This is a genomic window from Cardinium endosymbiont cEper1 of Encarsia pergandiella (assembly GCF_000304455.1).
Classification (GTDB): domain Bacteria; phylum Bacteroidota; class Bacteroidia; order Cytophagales; family Amoebophilaceae; genus Cardinium.
The window spans coordinates 714530-731390 of sequence record NC_018605.1 but is presented as its reverse complement, the minus strand read 5'-3'; the positions used below and the strand labels follow the sequence as shown (position 1 = coordinate 731390).

The following is a 16861-nucleotide window of genomic DNA, read 5'->3' as shown; positions in this document are numbered from 1 at the left end:
ATATTTTATAGTAAAACAATTTACAAAATAACTCAATGATTTGCAGCCAACCAACGGCTTTAATAGCCAATGGCTACAGTAAATATATAGCAAAAGATTACTTTTTCTTAAATACCACTTGAACAGGCACACCCTCAAAGTTAAAATGGGACCTGAGTTGATTGACTAAATAGCTTTTATAATTAGGCTGAATATAGGTTGGGTGGTTGCAAAAAAAAGCAAATATAGGGGCATTTCCACTAACTTGCGTGCAATACTTAATTTGGATGTGCTTCCCTTTTACAGCAGGCGGATGGTTTTTTTCAATAATAGGTAAGATAACTTTGTTTAACTCAGAAGTAGAAATTTTTTTTACTTTATTTTGATAAACGGCAAGCCCTTTCTCAATGGTTTGATAGACCCGTTGTCTTTTTACAGTTGAAACAAATAAAATGGGCAAATAGTCTAAAGGAGCTAGTTTGTGCAATAGATGTTTTCTATAGCTATCAGCGGTTGTAGCCTCTTTATCGATCAAATCCCATTTATTTACTACTAAAACCATACCTTTTTTATACCGGTGTGCTAGTGAAATAAGTGAAATATCCTGTGCTTCTATGCCATATTGCGCATCTATGATGATCAAACAAACATCTGCGTTTTGCATAGCTTTTACCGCACGCAACACGGAATAAAATTCGATGGCATCACGTACCTTTGGTTTTTTCCGTATCCCTGCTGTATCGGTAAGGATGAACTTTTTATTATAGCGGTTATATGGGGTATCTATTGCATCTCTGGTAGTACCAGAGACAGGACTGACCATACTCCTTTTTTCATCTAATAATACATTTAAAAAAGAAGATTTACCTACATTTGGGCGGCCTAAAATGGTAAACCTAGGGAGCTTATCTGATGGGGCAATGGGTAGCTCTTTTAAGTGGGGCAATAAGGCATCTAATAAATCACCTGTTCCAGAACCATTTATCGCTGCTATAGGAAATGGTGGACCAAGCCCTAAAGCATAGAAACTAGATGCAGCCATTTCAGCCATGACACCTTCTGATTTATTGGCTACTAAAAAAACAGGCTTATTGATTTTCCGCAATACATGGGCAAATTCTTTATCTAGATCGGTTGGTCCTTCTATACAATCTACCATAAAGAGTACCAAATTGGCTTCATCTAATGCAAGTTGAATTTGTTCACGAATACCATGGGAAAAAGTATGATCGGTACCAGATATATATCCCCCCGTATCAATAACAGTAAAAAATCTATTGCTCCACTGTGCATAACCATAGTGTCGGTCACGCGTAGTATGGACAGAACCGTCCATAATGGCTCGTCTTTCTTCGATTAATCTATTAAAAAAAGTAGATTTACCTACATTAGATCTGCCTACAATGGCCACTACATTTGCCATAGATTAAAGTAAAATTAAAAATTTGAAGCGGCCGTGATGTCTCGACAGCGCAATACCTCTGGTGATCACCTGATCACCTTAATATAATGTACCAGATACAGCACAATCGTAAAGGGGGTATACGTACGAGCAATCATTAAAATAAAGCTTTAAATTTAGTATAAATCCTACCCAAAAGCAACTTACTTATAAGGGAAAAAATAGCTATAGTTTACTTATTAAAGGGTAGCACTGGATGGGAAATGGAACCAATCCATTATTGGGGTTGCCATCTTTTTACACAAAGGGCCAAGCTATCTTGCCAATGGGGAATCTTTATTTGAAATACGCTTCGGAAAGAAGATTTGTTTAATACACTATAGTAAGGCCTTTTAAGTCCTACTGCAGCAGATGATCGGGGGATTACGGCACAACGGTTGGGTAAAGCAGCAGCAATAGCATACGCAAAATCATACCAGCTGGCTACGCCTTCATTGGTATAGTGATAGATTCCAGAGGGGTAGTCGGTTAGATTATTTTTTGCTATTTTTTCAACTACCTCCCAAATGGCTGTGGCCAGGTCATAGACATAGGTAGGACTTCCTATTTGGTCATCGACCATCTGTATAACATCCCCTTTCTGGGCCAATGCCACCATCTTGGTAAAAAAATTACGCCCCTTTTCACCATATAACCATGCTGTTCGAATGATATAAAAATGGGTAGCCCGTGCTGCCACCATTTGTTCTCCAACTAGTTTGGATTGACCATATTGATTCAGTGGATCGGTGGGATCATTGGGGTTGAATGGCCGTCCTTTTGTAAGGCCAAATACATAGTCTGTTGAAATATGGAAGAGCACAATACCGTATTTTGCTGCCAATGCCGCCAAGTAGCCCGCAGCTAGGCTATTTACCTTAAAACAGGTTGCTGCTTCTTGTTCTGCCCATTGCACATTTGTATAAGCCGCACAATTTATAATGTATCGAACGGCATGGGCTTTGATACAAGCCTCTATTTGGCCAGCATCTGTAATATCCAGCATGAATTTGCTGCAAAAAAGCGGCGCAAACAAAGGACCCGCTTTAAAAGTAGCCTGTAAAGCAACGCCCAACTGACCTTCTGAACCAGTAACTAAAACAACAGACATAGCCTGTGATAAGATGGACTATACAAGTAAACAATGTGGTAAAAGAGCCAGTACTGTTTTCCCTCCCTTACATGAACATTGACTTTAAAGCAAAGTGTAAAAAGACAGACAAGCACGATTATTGCCTTCAAAAAAATTGGGAAAATATATATTTTTTATTACCATTAAGTATAAACTATAAACCAATGGAAAGCGAGGAAGTCCTTTTAACCAGCAAAATAACCGCTTTCACCTGCTTTTTGGCGGATATTGNTTTCATGATAAAGAGCTTAAGATATATAAAAAAAACAAAAAAATAACCTCAATGTATAATCCAAACCACTGTTTCGATGCGAATAAAAAAGCTAATCCGTAATTTATATCTATATAAGTGGCTTAAGTAGATAAGATTCTTAAGTGTATATCTATAGCGGATTCCAGTAGATGAATTATCTATTGGCATATATGGAAGTGCATGTACTTAATAAGCTATTTTTAATTTATTGTTTTTTACTCGTAACAAAAAAATATGCTGTATACAACACACTATACCAAACTAATTATGGAGACATGCCGAGGGCATATTCCATTGTATTTAAAATTTTATTTCACCGAATCAAATTTACATTATTATGTCCACATCTACAAGCAAACTAATTATTTTATTATTTTTACCTGTCTTAACAGCAGAAAAATGTACTGGTTCTAAAAACGGAAACCTTAAACGGGACGCCTCTACCATTGCTCCCAGCAAAATGGCAGCTGCTGCGGATGCAATTCCTTTAACTGACCTCGCAACTACTGAGGCACAACCAGATAGACAAGAGAAAGAGAAAGAGAAAGAAGACAAGAAAGATCAAGTCATAAAGGAAGTTAAAGTTGTTCCACCAAGTGTACAAGAAACAAAAAACATAAAAACTACTCAAAAAGATCAATCTTGGAAAGAAGAACATGCATTTAAAACAGAAGAAGATAAGCAATATAGAGATTCAAATAATAGAGAAGCTGGTTCTGAACCAACGAATGACGATGTATGCAACCCAGATAATATAACTCAAAGAAATAGCAGTAAGAAACAAGAAAAAAAGGTGTGGTTTAAAAATCTCTTAAGAAGACAAAAAAATAACAAAACCTAAAAATACATCTTCAAGTGTAGAAGTCAAGATTTAATCTTACAATTGTTAAAATTGTCAAGCTCAAAGCATATCTATCTTACGTATACGAACAGATCGTGGTGAGTATAAAGGCAAAATAGAACATCATGCTTTTGATATGAGCGACCACATTCTGGAAAATATTATTATGGTAAAACACCTATACAAACTTGGGAGGATAGTAAAAAATTAGTACTTGAAAAAAATAATCAAATCGCATATATTAAAGGAACATCTGACACGCTAAACTTAAACCACAACTATATACTATAATTCTTTTACTGTCTGTAAGATCAAATCTTGACTTCTACAATAATAATAGGCCGTATTTATATCAACACAATTTAACAATTGTAAGATTAAATGTCACCACAGATGCGACAGAACCAGAAAAGATCATCGATACTTAGACTTCTAGTTATATAATATCTATTATGTTAAATAGAAAATACACGCACATATCATATCCTTCCAGAAACAAATTTTTTACACAGACGCGACAGAGCCTGTTCGGTATCTATTTCTCCGCATGCTTCTTGTTCGTTTTTACGTTTTTCTAAGGCTTATAGCTGTGATTCAGTTAAAAAAAGACCATCTTGTGCCATCTTGAGTCTGTCTTTATAAGTGTGTAAATATTTTTTAGGGTTTATATTTACCTAAATGATAACACTTAAAATAGATAAAAAAAAAGATATATGTAAAGACGGAATAAGCAAGGCGATAGAAGTCCTTATAGACTCAGGTGTAGACCTATCGACTCTGTTTGATCAAGGCGGTTTACTNAAACAATTAAGCAAACGTCTTGTAGAAAAAGCGTTANAATCAGAAATGGATAGCCATTTAGGTTATACCAAATATAGTCGTAGTGATTCAGAAAATGCTCGTAATGGTTTATCTAGTAAGCAAGTTATAACTGATAATGGTGTTATATCGGTTGATGTCCCCCGAGATAGATCATCGGCTTTTGAACCTGTTTTATTACCTAAGCGTCAAAGAAGAATCCCTGGTTTAGATGATAAGATCTTATCTTTATATGCTAAAGGGATGAGCCTATCAGATATTCAACTTCAAATACAAGAATTATATGGAGCAGAAGTTAGTGAAAGCCTGATAAGTAAGATCACAGATTCTATTATTGAAGATGTTAAGATATGGCAAAATCGTCCATTAGAAACAGTCTATCCAATTGTTTTTTTTGATTGTTTTGTAGTTAAGGTTAGACAAGACAAACGCATCATGAATAAGTCAGTCTATGTTGCGTTAGGTATAGATCGATTAGGGATAAAAGATGTTTTAGGACTATGGATGAGTGAAAATGAAGGATCTAAGTTTTGGTTAGGTAATTTGACAGAGCTCAAAAATCGTGGTATGCAGGATATGCTGATTGCTTGTACAGATAATTTATCAGGTATGTCTGAGGCAATCNGTGCTGTATATCCTAAAACAGACCACCAACTCTGTATCGTTCACCAAATTAGGAATAGCTTGAAGTATGTATCCTATAAAGATAGGAAAGCATTATCTGCTGATTTAAAGCCAATTTATACATCAGTAAATGAAGAAGAAGCACTAATAGCATTAGAAACTTTTGCCAACAAATGGGATAAACAGTACCCACAAATAGCCAAGGCTTGGTATGCCAATTGGAATAATCTGAGAGCCTGTAAGCGATTTTGTGTAAGTGCCATTTTTTAAGAAAATCTTCCTTCAAATTCTATAGCGAATCGATTGATAGCGGCTCTCCAATCATGTAGAGCCATAGTCCACTTTTGTGATGCTTTTTGTATAGCTAAATATACCACTTTTAATGCAGATTGGTCATTAGGAAAAAATTTACGGTTATTGATCGATTTTCTAATCGCACTATTAAGTGATTCTATNGTATGCCAATTGGAATAATCTGATGCTATTTTTACAATACCCTAATGCAATACGTANGGTTATTTANACAACAAATATTGTTGAATCTGTAAATAGTCAATTCCGTAGAGTTACTAAAAATAAAAGAGTGTTTCCTAACGATTTAGCTGTTTTTAAAACCTTGTATCTAACTATTAACTACATAACCAGAAAGTGGACCATGCCTATGCATAATTGGAGTGAGGCTATAGCACATTTTTTAATTAAATTCGAACATAGAATTTAAAACACATAAAAATATTTTACACACTTAAATGGACAGAGCCGATTTTTATTCTTCTTCTTTTTATTGTTAGCTTTTTCCTCTTCCTCTTCCTCTTTGTTGTCTGTTACTTCCATTGAGCTTGCTGTCTATATCTGTTGGGCTTGTTACTTTATCTTCTGTTTCTATTTGTGCTTCGGTTGTTGGTGTTGTTTTTACTATCGGTGCTTCCTGTTTCTCCTTGTTCTCCTGGTGGTCCTTGCGGTCTATCTGGCCCTTTCTCTCCTTGTAGCCCTGGGTTCCTTGTGGCCCTTGTTCTCCTTGTGGCCCTTGTTCTCCTTGTGGCCCTTGTTCTCCTTGTGGCCCTTTCTCTCCTTGTGGCCCTTTCTCTCCTTGTGGCCCTTTCTCTCCTTGTGGCCCTTTCTCTCCTTGTGGCCCTTGTTCTCCTTGTGGCCCTTGTTCTCCTTGTGGCCCTTTCTCTCCTTGTGGCCCTTTCTCTCCTTGTGGCCCTTGTTCTCCTTGTGGCCCTTTCTCTCCTTGTGGCCCTTGTTCTCCTTGTGGCCCTTGTTCTCCTTGTGGCCCTTTCTCTCCTTGTGGCCCTTGTTCTCCTTGTGGCCCTTTCTCTCCTTGTGGCCCTTGTTCTCCTTGTGGCCCTTTCTCTCCTTGTGGCCCTTGTTCTCCTTGTGGCCCTTGTTCTCCTTGTGGCCCTTTCTCTCCTTGTGGCCCTTGTTCTCCTTGTGGCCCTTTCTCTCCTTGTGGCCCTTGTTCTCCTTGTGGCCCTTTCTCTCCTTGTGGCCCTTGTTCTCCTTGTGGCCCTTTCTCTCCTTGCGGTCCTTTCTCTCCTTGTGGCCCTTGTTCTCCTTGTGGCCCTTTCTCTCCTTGCGGTCCTGGTGCTCCTTGCGGTCCTGGTGCTCCGTCTAGTTCTAGTTCTAGTTCTTTTATTCCTTTTGAAGCATTTGCGCTTTGCTGCAAGGTGCTTCCTTGAGATTTGGCATTACCTGAATCCTTAACCCTATTTGGAGAGGTCGCGTTATCGAAACAGCTAGATGTAGTTAAAGATAGCATAGAGCCATATAGGAAAGTTTTTATGTTGTTTTTCATTGTTTTAATCTATGTTTAGTCGTTGTTGTACTTAGCTTAAAGTATTATTTTAAGTATAAATGTATAAATACTTCAAACTTATTTCTTTATTTTTAGAAAAGTTTAAATAAAATTAAATATATTTTTAATTTTATCAAAATAGATACATTGATAAAAATTTTTATCTGTTTATGTAGCTATAAGTTGTAGCTATGGTGATATAGCAGAGCAGGTAAAATTCCACTTAACTTTGGAAAACTAGTAAGTTTTTTAACTTATTTATAGTTTTTTTGCTAAAATTTTGTGTTTATTTAGTGAGTTTTAGGAATATCATAAAAAAATATTCAATACCCTCACCCTTCTTAAGGTATACTTATATAATCTGCAGCATTTTATAATAAAACAATATATCTATATTGTATTTGCTAATTAAAAAGTTATCGGTAATTCAATTCCCGATAACTTTTAGGGATGGTTTTTACTATAATCACCAAAGAGTAAGAAATGGAAAAAACAATAAGCTTATATAGTGTTATTTGTTAAAGCTTTATCTAGTAGTTCGTTTACTTTTCTAGTTTTATCTGTCAGTTCTACTACTATACTATCTTTGATGCATTTTTCTCATTTAAGATGCCTCCTTTCCTGATTTCTTTGTTTGTTTATTTAGATCGTCTTGTTTCTGTTCCGTTTTCTGTTGCTGTTACTGTTCCGTTTGTTGCTGCTGCTCCATTTGTTGCTGTGCCAATTTTTGTTGAAGCATCTAGATTTTTCGATCCACCTTCTTTCAATTTTTTATTACCTGAATGGTTAGTGTTATTTGGAGGGGTCGGTTTGTCAAAACAGCTATATGCGCTTAGCGCTACTATGGAGCCGTATACGAATTTTTTTATGTTATTTTTCATCAGTCTGTGTATGCTTGGATGATTATTTCTTAACTTGAAAATATAGCTGCATAATAAAAAAATGTTAAAAACATAAAGCTTTAAGTTTTATACTTTATAACTGATTACAACTAATCTTCCTACCAAAGCAATACTAAGTATATTTCTAATATATTCCAAATGCTTAGCTTTATTTATTTTAAATAGCGGAAGTGGTGTATCTGTTTGGTGTAGCTAGAAGTTGTAGTTATGGGATACAGCAATCAACTAAAAAATTTCACCTGTTTTTTGATGAACTAGAAAAGCTATCATCTTTTTGGTCAAAAGTAGTTTATCACTTTTTTTAAGCTTCTGCCAATGCTTCTGCACCACTTGTGATTTCTGCTAGTGCGCTTGTGATCAATGCTTGCCTTGTTCTATTGTAGCTGATACGAAGTGCTTTTAAAAGGTCGTTTGCATTGTCGGTTGCTTGGCTCATCGTAACCATTCTTGCTGCATGTTCACTGGCACTGGATTCAATCAGCATATGCATGATTTTATGGTTGAGTACTTCGGGGATAAGCTGTGCAATCAATAGCGCTTGGGAAGGTTCGTAGATATACTGGTGTGGTTGGCGGGTGGTTTGCTTATATGTTGCTTCTATATCAGGCAAAAAAGGTAAAAAAGGTAAAAAAGGTAAAAAAGGCAACACAGTTACTTCTTGTTTGCCAGAATTTTTAAAAGCAGTATAAACCAATGCAATTTCACTATAGCTGTTTTGCTGAAAGGCTTCTATACAATAGGTAGTCAGCTCAGCACTGGATTGATCATTCGGTTTTGATAAAAGATCAACATACGCTTCTATAATAGGTATATTGGACTTTTTAAAAAACTGATGGGCTTTTTTACCAATTGTCAACACTTCTACAGGGATAGATGACGCTTGTTGGCGTCTTGTAATATGTTCATATGCGCCTCTGAGTACATTTTTATTAAATGCACCACACAATCCTCGATTGGAGGCAACCACTACCAATAAGAGCCGCTGTTCTATCTTTTTTTGGCTTAAATGGTGGACTGGATGGGATTCATCTATATTTTGAAGTGCAGCATGCAACAATGCATTATGTTGGGTGGCATATGTTTTTAAAGGAAATAGCACCTGCTGGATCTTATGCAATTTCGAAGCAGATACCATTTTCATGGCTTTGGTGATTTGTTGGGTAAAGGCTATCAGATTGATGCGGTCTACTACTTCTTTAAGATGTGCCATAGTAATCAGATTGCTTTACTGTTATTGTAATCTCGAAGCGTACTGCCATCGCCTCTTTCTTTATTTTTTAGCACTATATTTTGTTACAAGAGGCGCTGCTGCTGCTACTAGTACTTCGGCCATTTGCGTTTCCCACTTTCCTGCTGTAATAGTGGTAAGCATAGTAGGGTGTTGGCCGCGCAATAGGGCTAAAAATTCTTTTTCAAATGGTTTAAGCTGATCCAGTGGAACGGTATCCAAGTACCCATTCATAGCTATATATAGAATGGCAACTTGCTCTTCTATCGGCATAGGCGTATGCAAATTTTGCTTAAGCAATTCTTGGTTTTTACGACCTCTGTCGATAGCTTTTTTGGTAGTGGCATCTAAATCAGCACTAAATTTTGAAAAAGCTTCTAACTCAGCAAATTGTGCTTGGTCCAATTTTAAGGTAGCAGCCACTTTTTTAATCGCCCTGATTTGTGCAGCACCGCCAATGCGGGATACAGAAATGCCAACGTTAATGGCAGGTTTGATGCCTGCGTTGAATAAATTCATTTCTAAAAATATTTGCCCGTCCGTAATCGAAATAACGTTGGTAGGAATATAAGCCGATACGTCACCCATTTGGGTCTCTATAATCGGCAACGCGGTAAGCGATCCGCCACCTTTGACTTTTCCAACTAAGCCATAAGGAATCGCTTCCATAGAAGCAGCCATTGCATCGTTGGCAATAATGCGTGCTGCTCGTTCTAGTAAACGGGCATGTAGGTAAAAAATATCACCAGGAAAAGCTTCCCGGCCAGGTGGCCTTCTTAATAGTAAGGATAATTCTCTGTACGCAACAGCCTGTTTGGAAAGGTCATCATAGATAACCAGTGCATCTCTGCCTGTATCTCTAAAAAATTCACCAATAGCTGCGCCTGCAAAGGGGGCAAAAGATTGCATGGGCGCGGAAGCAGAAGAAGGGGCTGCTACGATCGTGGTATAGGCCATTGCACCATGGCGGGTTAAAATGTCTACTACGTTGGCTATAGCCGATGCTTTTTGACCAATGGCTACATAAATACAATAAATAGGCTTCCCTTGCTCAAATAATTTACGTTGATGGATAATGGTGTCTAGGGCAATAGAGGTTTTACCAGATTGCCTATCTCCAATAATAAGCTCTCGTTGTCCTTTGCCAATTGGAATCATTGCATCAATGGCTTTTAGTCCTGTTTGGAGGGGTGCATCTACTGGTTGACGGTAGATTACACCAGGACCGTTCCGTTCTAGCGCCATTTCAAAAGTTTCCCCAATAATAGGACCTTTGCCATCTATCGGTAAGCCAAGGGTATCCACCACACGACCTAGTAATCCTTCGCCTACTCGAATGGAGGCGACATTTTTGGTTCGCGTTACTACATCTCCCTCTTTGATGGAATTAGCCTCTCCTAAAATAACGGCACCTACCATATGCTCTTCTAAGTTTAACGCTAATCCTTTTGATCCATTGGAAAAAGATAGTAACTCTCCTGCTTGTGCATGTAAAAGACCGTAGATGCGGACTACGCCATCACCAGATTGAACGACTATACCTGTTTCTGCTAGTTCAGCTTCTGTTTTAAAATTGGCTAGTTGTGCTTTGAGTATTGCAGTAACCGCATCTGTATTTATTTGCGCCATTGGTTCAATTATATAATTTTGTCTGCTCCATAGCGTATGGTTGCATTTAACTAGGCTTCTCTATCTATTACTAACGCTATCCCAAACAGTTTTGTAGGGTGTGTAGCGCGTGCTGTATGCTTCTGTCTAATTTTAATGTGCCCATTTGAAGAATGTATCCTCCAATAATACAGGGATCAATTTGTTGTTTCATTACTACTTCTTTACAGGACACCCATTTTTTTACCTCTTCTGTTAATTGCTTGATCAAAGCTTCTGGTAAAGCCGTGGCAGTTGTTAAAAGGGCAGATTGAATGCCCATATAGCTACGATAGGCTACCCAAAAAGCAGTTAAAATTTCCTTTAGTAAACCAATTTGATTTTGATCAATGATGATTTTAAGAAACCTCCATAGCATAGGGCTAAGGGGCTGTGTAGAAATTTTTTCAAGTAGTTTTCGTTTTCCAGAACGGGGTATAGTAGGATTATTCAGTAATCTATCTAGTAGAGGACAGTCCCTAAACTGGTTTTGCAAAAAAGAAAGGTCATTATGTATACTTGTTAGTATGTTATCTTGAATGGCTTGGGCTAAAAACAGGCTAGCATATCGTGCTGCTATCTTCTTTTTTTTTAACATAGATCAGGGTTTGTATGCATGAGGCAGTTTATTTGCCATGAGTCGTTCTATTAGCGCCCATTGGGATGAATCTTGACTTAATTCTTTGACCAATAATTTTTCAGTAATTTGAACAACTAGTGAGCCAACATTGGCTTTAACTGTTTCAAGGGCACGTTCTTCTTCTCTAGTTATGGCTACTTTAGCTTCTGCCAATAAACGTTCTTTTAGGACTAAAGCTTCTTGATGTGCTTGATCAATAATGGCCCGTTGGGTAACCAGCGCTTCACCAACAATACGTGCACGTTCTAGATGGGCTTCTTCTATAAGTTTGGCTCGGTCCTCCTCTAGTTGCTTGATTAATACTTTTGCCTCAGTGATTTTATATACCGCATGGGCTACTGCATCTTCTCGTGCTTTTAGGATTTCTAAAATAGGCCTCCAGGCAAATTTAGATAATACCAAAAGGACGACTAAAAAAGTTATGGTTTGCCAAAATATAATACCAAAATCTGGCGTTATTAAAGTCATAAAAGCTATAGTTGTAAGAAAATAGACTAGCCAAGTTGACTAAACCCATACTATTTGTTAGCAATCAAAAGACAAATTAGTACGCCAAATAGGGCAACTCCTTCAATAAGTGCACAAGCAATAATCATGGCAGTTTGAATCTTTCCGCTCATCTCTGGCTGTCTGCTTATAGCTTCCATCGCAGCGGCTCCAATTTTACCAATCCCAATGCCTGCGCCTAAGGCAATAATACCTGCACCAATTCCCGCACTAAATAGATCTAATAGAACCAACATAAAAAAATTTGTTTAATTGTTAAATAAAGAGGATAGGTAAATATATAAAATATTAAGCAATACAACCCTATTAATGGTTGCCTTCATCAACAGCTTGTCCCAGGTAAATGGCAGAAAGCAGTGTAAAAACATAGGCTTGTAAAAATGCAACGAGCAATTTTAGCAAAAACATAAAGACTCCGAAAGGTAGACTGACCATAAAGCCGATGCATATACTTTTCATGCTAAACACAAGTCCTATGATACTTAATAAAATGATGTGACCGGCTGTAATGTTGGTGAATAACCGGACCATAAGCGAAAAAAACTTTGTGAAAATCCCCAAAATTTCTATTGGCATCATAATAGGCAACAGCCAATTTGGTACCCCTTCTGGCTTAAATATATGGCGCCAATAGGATTTATTACCGTTGAAAATAGTGATCAGCATAGTAAAAGCAGCCAGCACCAAGGTGACTGAAATGCTCCCTGTTACATTGGCACCACCTGGCAATAGCCCCAAAAGATTATTAAGCCATATAAAGCAAAAAATGGTTAACAGATAAGGTAAAAATCTTCTATAGTGTTGCGGGCCTATGTTAGGCAGGGCTATTTCATTTTTTATAAAAGATATGATTAAATCTATACAAGCCAACCATCCTTTGGGTGGAGCAAGTGGGGCCCGCCTATAGCTGTTTGCCATCCATAGCAGTCCGCTTATTAGGAGTACCATACTTAAAAACATAGCTGCTATGTTTTTTGTAATAGACAGATCTAAAACAGATCGGCTTGGATCTAGCGGATGAATTTTTTGATTCGAAAGAAAGTAGCCACAAAATGGAGTAGGCTGGTGGTTTTTATCATAAAAATGGGCAGAGGAGAAACACTCTATACCTTTATCTGAAGAATACAGTATAACGGGTAGGTATAGTTCAATGTGTTTTCTAGCAATGGTGGCAAAGTGCCAACTATGGGCATCTGCAACATGCTCCATAACTGGATTTTTAGCTTGTGGCGATGTGGGATGGCCACTAAAAGATGGCCAAGATAGGATAAAAGCCAATAGGTATTTTACCCAAACAACTTTTTTTGATGCCATCTGCTCCTTTAGGATGGCATGAAATATGCTAAATAATCTATAGGGTAACATAAGCAATTGGGGCTAAATATTTATCTATGCTAAGGTACGCAGTTACAAGGAATTTTTCAAAAAAATGTTAGACGATGATCTATTTAGCTTTGACACACTACTACAAATATAGGCCTAATCAAAAAAAGACCAATGGATACCAATGTCTGCTGCCTTTTTAAGTCCAGGATAAAATGGTGTGGCAAAATAGGCAGATGGCTTATGCATAAAATCGTTGATAAAGCTGTATTTCAAAGAAAGTTTTAAGTTGTTAATACGGATATTGTAAAATAGGTCTATGATTGGGCGTCCTTGTGTAGCAAATTGGTTTTGGCGGTAAAATTGCTGTGCGATTACATCGTAGCCATCTCCGTAGTAAAGCTCTTTAAAATGTACATTGATACCTGTTTCTATATCCATCTTTTTATCGTAGGGCTGGTTTGCATAGTAATAACGACCTGTGTACATATAAGGAGGTGTATAGCCTTTAAAAGGCTTTCCCCCCTTGCTGATGTCCCATTGTATGGTAATATTGTGGTCAAAATGAAAGTATGAAAAGAAGCAAAAATTTAAGTTCCCCTCTAAAGAAAAAAGATAAATAGGGGTAGTGATCTGTATAGGCTCCGATATACAATGGTCGGCTCTATCTGGTAGTATGGCCTTCTGGTAGCCAATATAGTTGTTTAGCCTTTTAAACGATAAAATCGGATGAATGGTTGTATGGAGCCATTTATACCATACTGCTGCATCTATTGCTTGTGCAGATGGCGCTATAAAATCCTTCTTCCATAACCTGTGTCTGCTATAACCATAGGATACTATGTAAGGCACTTTATGCTTAATGGTATGACAGGAAACTTTAAAAAATTTATCTTGGTAAGCTATGTTTAATTTATGATAGCCTCCTTTTTCCAATAGATAAGCGCCATCTACATAAAGCGTACGATGGTTGGTAAAGTGCAACCGCGTATTACCCCCTATATAGTGTTCTTTTGCTAATTTTTTGTCCTTTAAAGGGCTGTCGTATGTTTTGGGATTAGGCGTAGAGAAATTATATTCTAGATCAATGGATTCGATTGTATAATGTACTGCATAAAATAGATTATGGCGTTCTATATCTCCTTTAATTCCTATTTCATGGCCAAAGGATTGCATGGTCACACGGTTTTCCTCTTTGTCATCTTCATCCGTTTCTTCAGAGATACACTCCAGTAGTGTTTTGTATAGATTTTTAATGGTACATAGATTGTTGGTACGGTTATAGTTGAACTCATGGTATAATTGTAGTGGTTTACTGAACTCGTAATGATGGTAGAGGTAAAAACTACGTCTAAGATCTTTATGCATTACTTTTTTGTCTATTTTGTTTTGCATATATGCCTCTTCTAACAAAGGGAAAGAAGAGGCATATCGTTTACTTGGACTTTTTTCATCAAACTTAAATTGATCTTTTTCTTTTTTGCTTGAACGTACACCACCCGTTTCTTTGGTCAGATACTGCATATTCGATCCACTCATAAATAGATGATAGCACTCATCTGAACTTTTCATATGGGTAAAAATATCAAAATGGGGGAACCCATTAATGATTTTATCATCTTTGCTATGTGGCCATTCTTTTTCTGTCATAGCACCATGCAAATGGATGCCTATGTGCCAGTTTTTAAGGAGCCGTTGGGTATAACAGCCATCAAAGAAGAAACTACCTAAATTGGCCAGTACAATATTAAAATAGGCATATGCTTTGGCAGTATAGTAGTAACGTATATCTTGAGGTGGTTGAAAGTAAAAGTCATAGGCGGAAAGGCCATAGGTCGCACCTATATGTTGGGGTAACCTGTAAAATAAATGTTGAGCCGCTGTCCAATGATTACCCAGATCTTGAAAATTGTAGTGATGACGTTCTGCAACTGTAAAATGGTCCATCTTCGTTACCGATCGGTCGATGCGATGATACCTTCTGTAATTTTGTTTTATGGCACGTGGTGTTATAAAAAAAGTAGTAGTTGCGTCCACCTTTTCTTCTTGTGTTTTTTCAAAGATCTCTTCTGCTTTTTCGTTTCCATACGCATTAAATGATTGGATAACAACCAAAAGAAATAGATTATACCACCACCCAATCCAAAGATTTGCCATATTAATATTTTTAATATTGAAGTTACAAATATAATGACTTGTATGGAGCTACGATGGTAAAATAAACTAGAAAATTACAAGCGATGCCAATCCGTTTAAAGCAGACAACCGATCTATCTGGGCTATTAAATAGTCCTATCATATTAAGGTAAATTTTGGATTATATAAATTTATACTAATAATCAGTTTATAAAAATATAATCAAATTCTGATAATCAAAGTTTTTAAAAATATTTTTTGATAAAACCATGATTTAAGGATTTAAGATTCATAAAAGATTATATATAATTGTCTAGTAATCAGATGTAATAAAATTATTTTTAATCCGAAACGGCGCACGTTAATACATGCTATGTAAAAAGTGGGCGTATGATTAGACTAAGAAAGTACAGTTTGCATAATTCTTTTTTCAAAGTTTTCCGCTGTTTCTTGCAGAAATCCTACCTCTATGGGAATATAAAATATAGGTAATCGGACCAATTGCTTGATCGAATCATGCGCTGTTAATCTTACATAATCTTTTTCTGTTGTAACAATGGCTTTATCTGTATCGCTTAATCCATGAAATACACTGATAATTTTTAATATATCAGCATAATTGAACCAGTGATGATCTGGAAAAATCAGATGTGTAATCTTATGTCCATTGGTTTCTAAATAATTTCGTAAAGGTAGGGGGATTGCAATACCGGTAACTAGGAGTAGCACAATCGGCAATTTATCTGCTTTTCGAGTGGCTATCGTCATAGGATTGTGGTAGATGATATGTGTAAAAAAAATCGGTATGGCTTTGGTATAATATCGTTGTATAGAGGCTTTTATGGCTTCCATTTTTAATCGGCTAAGGTTTGTTGGGCTTTTGGTTACCAATATTATATCAGCACGTGATGCGCCTTTACGTGGCTCACGCAATCGACCCAATGGTAGTAGATGGTCCCTAAAAAAAGGCTGATGAAAAGTAGTCAATAAAATATTTAGGTGGGGCATTAGGCAAAGCTGTTGAAAACCATCATCTAAAAGAATTACTTCGACATCTGGCTTATATTCCATAATTTTATCTATTCCTTTAGTTCTGTTTTCGCAAACTGTAATAAGCACATTAGGGTTATCTACAAAATATGTATATATAAGATAAGGCTCATCACCTGCTGTTAAAGCAGAGTCTAGTCCATTGATTATTTTAAAGCCTACCGATTTGCGCTTGTAGCCTCTGCTTAGCACGGCTACGATTTGGTACTTAGCAAGCAATTTGACCAAATAGATTGTCAAAGGTGTTTTACCGGTACCACCTACTGATAGATTGCCTATACTGATCAATATGGGCTTTTTATAAAAAAACTTTTTTTTTATTTTTTTATTGTACAGAAAATGACGTAATGCAACCATTCCTCCATACCCCCAACGCACTATCTGCAACCATAGTGGAAACATAAAATTTATATATTACTAATAAAAATGATCGACTATAATATCCTACAACGGATCTTGTTACACAAGTAACGGTATTTTTCTTATATTAAAGTCTTCTTCAACTAAATTTTAATTCATTCGCACTATATATCTAAACACC

General features: G+C 36.8%; 15 protein-coding genes and 2 pseudogenes. 5 read left to right on the top strand and 12 right to left on the bottom strand.

What is annotated here, in order from left to right:
- Positions 1-97: 97 nt before the first annotated feature.
- The gene (gene der / locus AL022_RS03260; protein ID WP_014934855.1) at positions 98-1402 is read right to left on the bottom strand and encodes a ribosome biogenesis GTPase Der; all 1305 of its coding nucleotides are present in this window, start codon (positions 1400-1402) and stop codon (positions 98-100) included.
- Positions 1403-1658: 256 nt separating this feature from the next.
- The gene (rfbD, locus tag AL022_RS03255) at positions 1659-2531 is read right to left on the bottom strand and encodes a dTDP-4-dehydrorhamnose reductase (RefSeq protein WP_014934854.1); all 873 of its coding nucleotides are present in this window, start codon (positions 2529-2531) and stop codon (positions 1659-1661) included.
- Between the two features lie 611 nt (positions 2532-3142).
- On the opposite strand from rfbD, the gene AL022_RS03245 reads away from it, so the two are divergent.
- From AL022_RS03245 to AL022_RS04610, 3 genes and pseudogenes are all read left to right on the top strand, one after another.
- Positions 3143-3646, top strand: a complete 504-nt coding sequence (locus AL022_RS03245; protein ID WP_014934853.1) for a hypothetical protein — start codon at positions 3143-3145, stop codon at positions 3644-3646.
- A 55-nt stretch (positions 3647-3701) separates the two neighbouring features.
- Positions 3702-3937, top strand: a pseudogene (locus tag AL022_RS04685) (IS481 family transposase); the annotation flags it as partial.
- Positions 3938-4324: 387 nt separating this feature from the next.
- The gene (locus AL022_RS04610) at positions 4325-5359 is read left to right on the top strand and encodes an IS256 family transposase (RefSeq protein ID WP_014934852.1); all 1035 of its coding nucleotides are present in this window, start codon (positions 4325-4327) and stop codon (positions 5357-5359) included.
- Here the strand turns inward: AL022_RS04610 and AL022_RS04455 are convergent.
- Positions 5356-5550 (bottom strand): annotated as a pseudogene (locus AL022_RS04455) (transposase); the annotation flags it as partial. The gene AL022_RS04610 and the pseudogene AL022_RS04455 overlap by 4 nt on opposite strands.
- Here AL022_RS04455 and AL022_RS04325 point away from each other — a divergent pair.
- Positions 5535-5810, top strand: a complete 276-nt coding sequence (locus AL022_RS04325; RefSeq protein WP_014934851.1) for a transposase — start codon at positions 5535-5537, stop codon at positions 5808-5810. The pseudogene AL022_RS04455 and the gene AL022_RS04325 overlap by 16 nt on opposite strands.
- A gap of 140 nt (positions 5811-5950) precedes the next feature.
- Positions 5951-6796, top strand: a complete 846-nt coding sequence (locus AL022_RS04605) for a hypothetical protein (RefSeq protein ID WP_242388174.1) — start codon at positions 5951-5953, stop codon at positions 6794-6796.
- 729 nt (positions 6797-7525) lie between these two features.
- Here AL022_RS04605 and AL022_RS04450 read toward each other — a convergent pair.
- The 9 genes from AL022_RS04450 to lpxK all read right to left on the bottom strand — a co-directional run bounded on the left by AL022_RS04450 (position 7526) and on the right by lpxK (position 16722).
- Entirely contained in the window at positions 7526-7768 is a 243-nt protein-coding gene (locus tag AL022_RS04450) for a hypothetical protein (protein WP_014934849.1), read from the bottom strand.
- Positions 7769-8090: 322 nt separating this feature from the next.
- On the bottom strand, positions 8091-8999 hold the full coding sequence (gene atpG / locus AL022_RS03225; protein ID WP_014934848.1) for an ATP synthase F1 subunit gamma: 909 nt from the start codon (positions 8997-8999) through the stop codon (positions 8091-8093).
- A 60-nt stretch (positions 9000-9059) separates the two neighbouring features.
- Positions 9060-10646 (bottom strand): F0F1 ATP synthase subunit alpha, encoded by a 1587-nt coding sequence (atpA, locus tag AL022_RS03220; protein ID WP_014934847.1) that lies wholly within the window; start codon positions 10644-10646, stop codon positions 9060-9062.
- A 76-nt stretch (positions 10647-10722) separates the two neighbouring features.
- Positions 10723-11262: an ATP synthase F1 subunit delta gene (gene atpH, locus AL022_RS03215; RefSeq protein WP_014934846.1), complete on the bottom strand. Its 540-nt coding sequence runs from the start codon at positions 11260-11262 to the stop codon at positions 10723-10725.
- A gap of 3 nt (positions 11263-11265) precedes the next feature.
- Positions 11266-11772 carry a F0F1 ATP synthase subunit B gene (gene atpF / locus AL022_RS03210; protein ID WP_014934845.1) on the bottom strand — a complete coding sequence of 169 codons (507 nt, stop codon included), beginning with the start codon at positions 11770-11772 and terminating at the stop codon, positions 11266-11268.
- A gap of 50 nt (positions 11773-11822) precedes the next feature.
- Positions 11823-12047, bottom strand: a complete 225-nt coding sequence (atpE, locus tag AL022_RS03205) for an ATP synthase F0 subunit C (RefSeq protein WP_014934844.1) — start codon at positions 12045-12047, stop codon at positions 11823-11825.
- Positions 12048-12117: 70 nt separating this feature from the next.
- Positions 12118-13176, bottom strand: a complete 1059-nt coding sequence (atpB, locus tag AL022_RS03200) for a F0F1 ATP synthase subunit A (protein WP_014934843.1) — start codon at positions 13174-13176, stop codon at positions 12118-12120.
- 114 nt (positions 13177-13290) lie between these two features.
- The gene (locus AL022_RS03195) at positions 13291-15291 is read right to left on the bottom strand and encodes a putative porin (protein WP_014934842.1); all 2001 of its coding nucleotides are present in this window, start codon (positions 15289-15291) and stop codon (positions 13291-13293) included.
- A 378-nt stretch (positions 15292-15669) separates the two neighbouring features.
- On the bottom strand, positions 15670-16722 hold the full coding sequence (lpxK, locus tag AL022_RS03190; RefSeq protein WP_014934841.1) for a tetraacyldisaccharide 4'-kinase: 1053 nt from the start codon (positions 16720-16722) through the stop codon (positions 15670-15672).
- Positions 16723-16861: the final 139 nt, after the last annotated feature.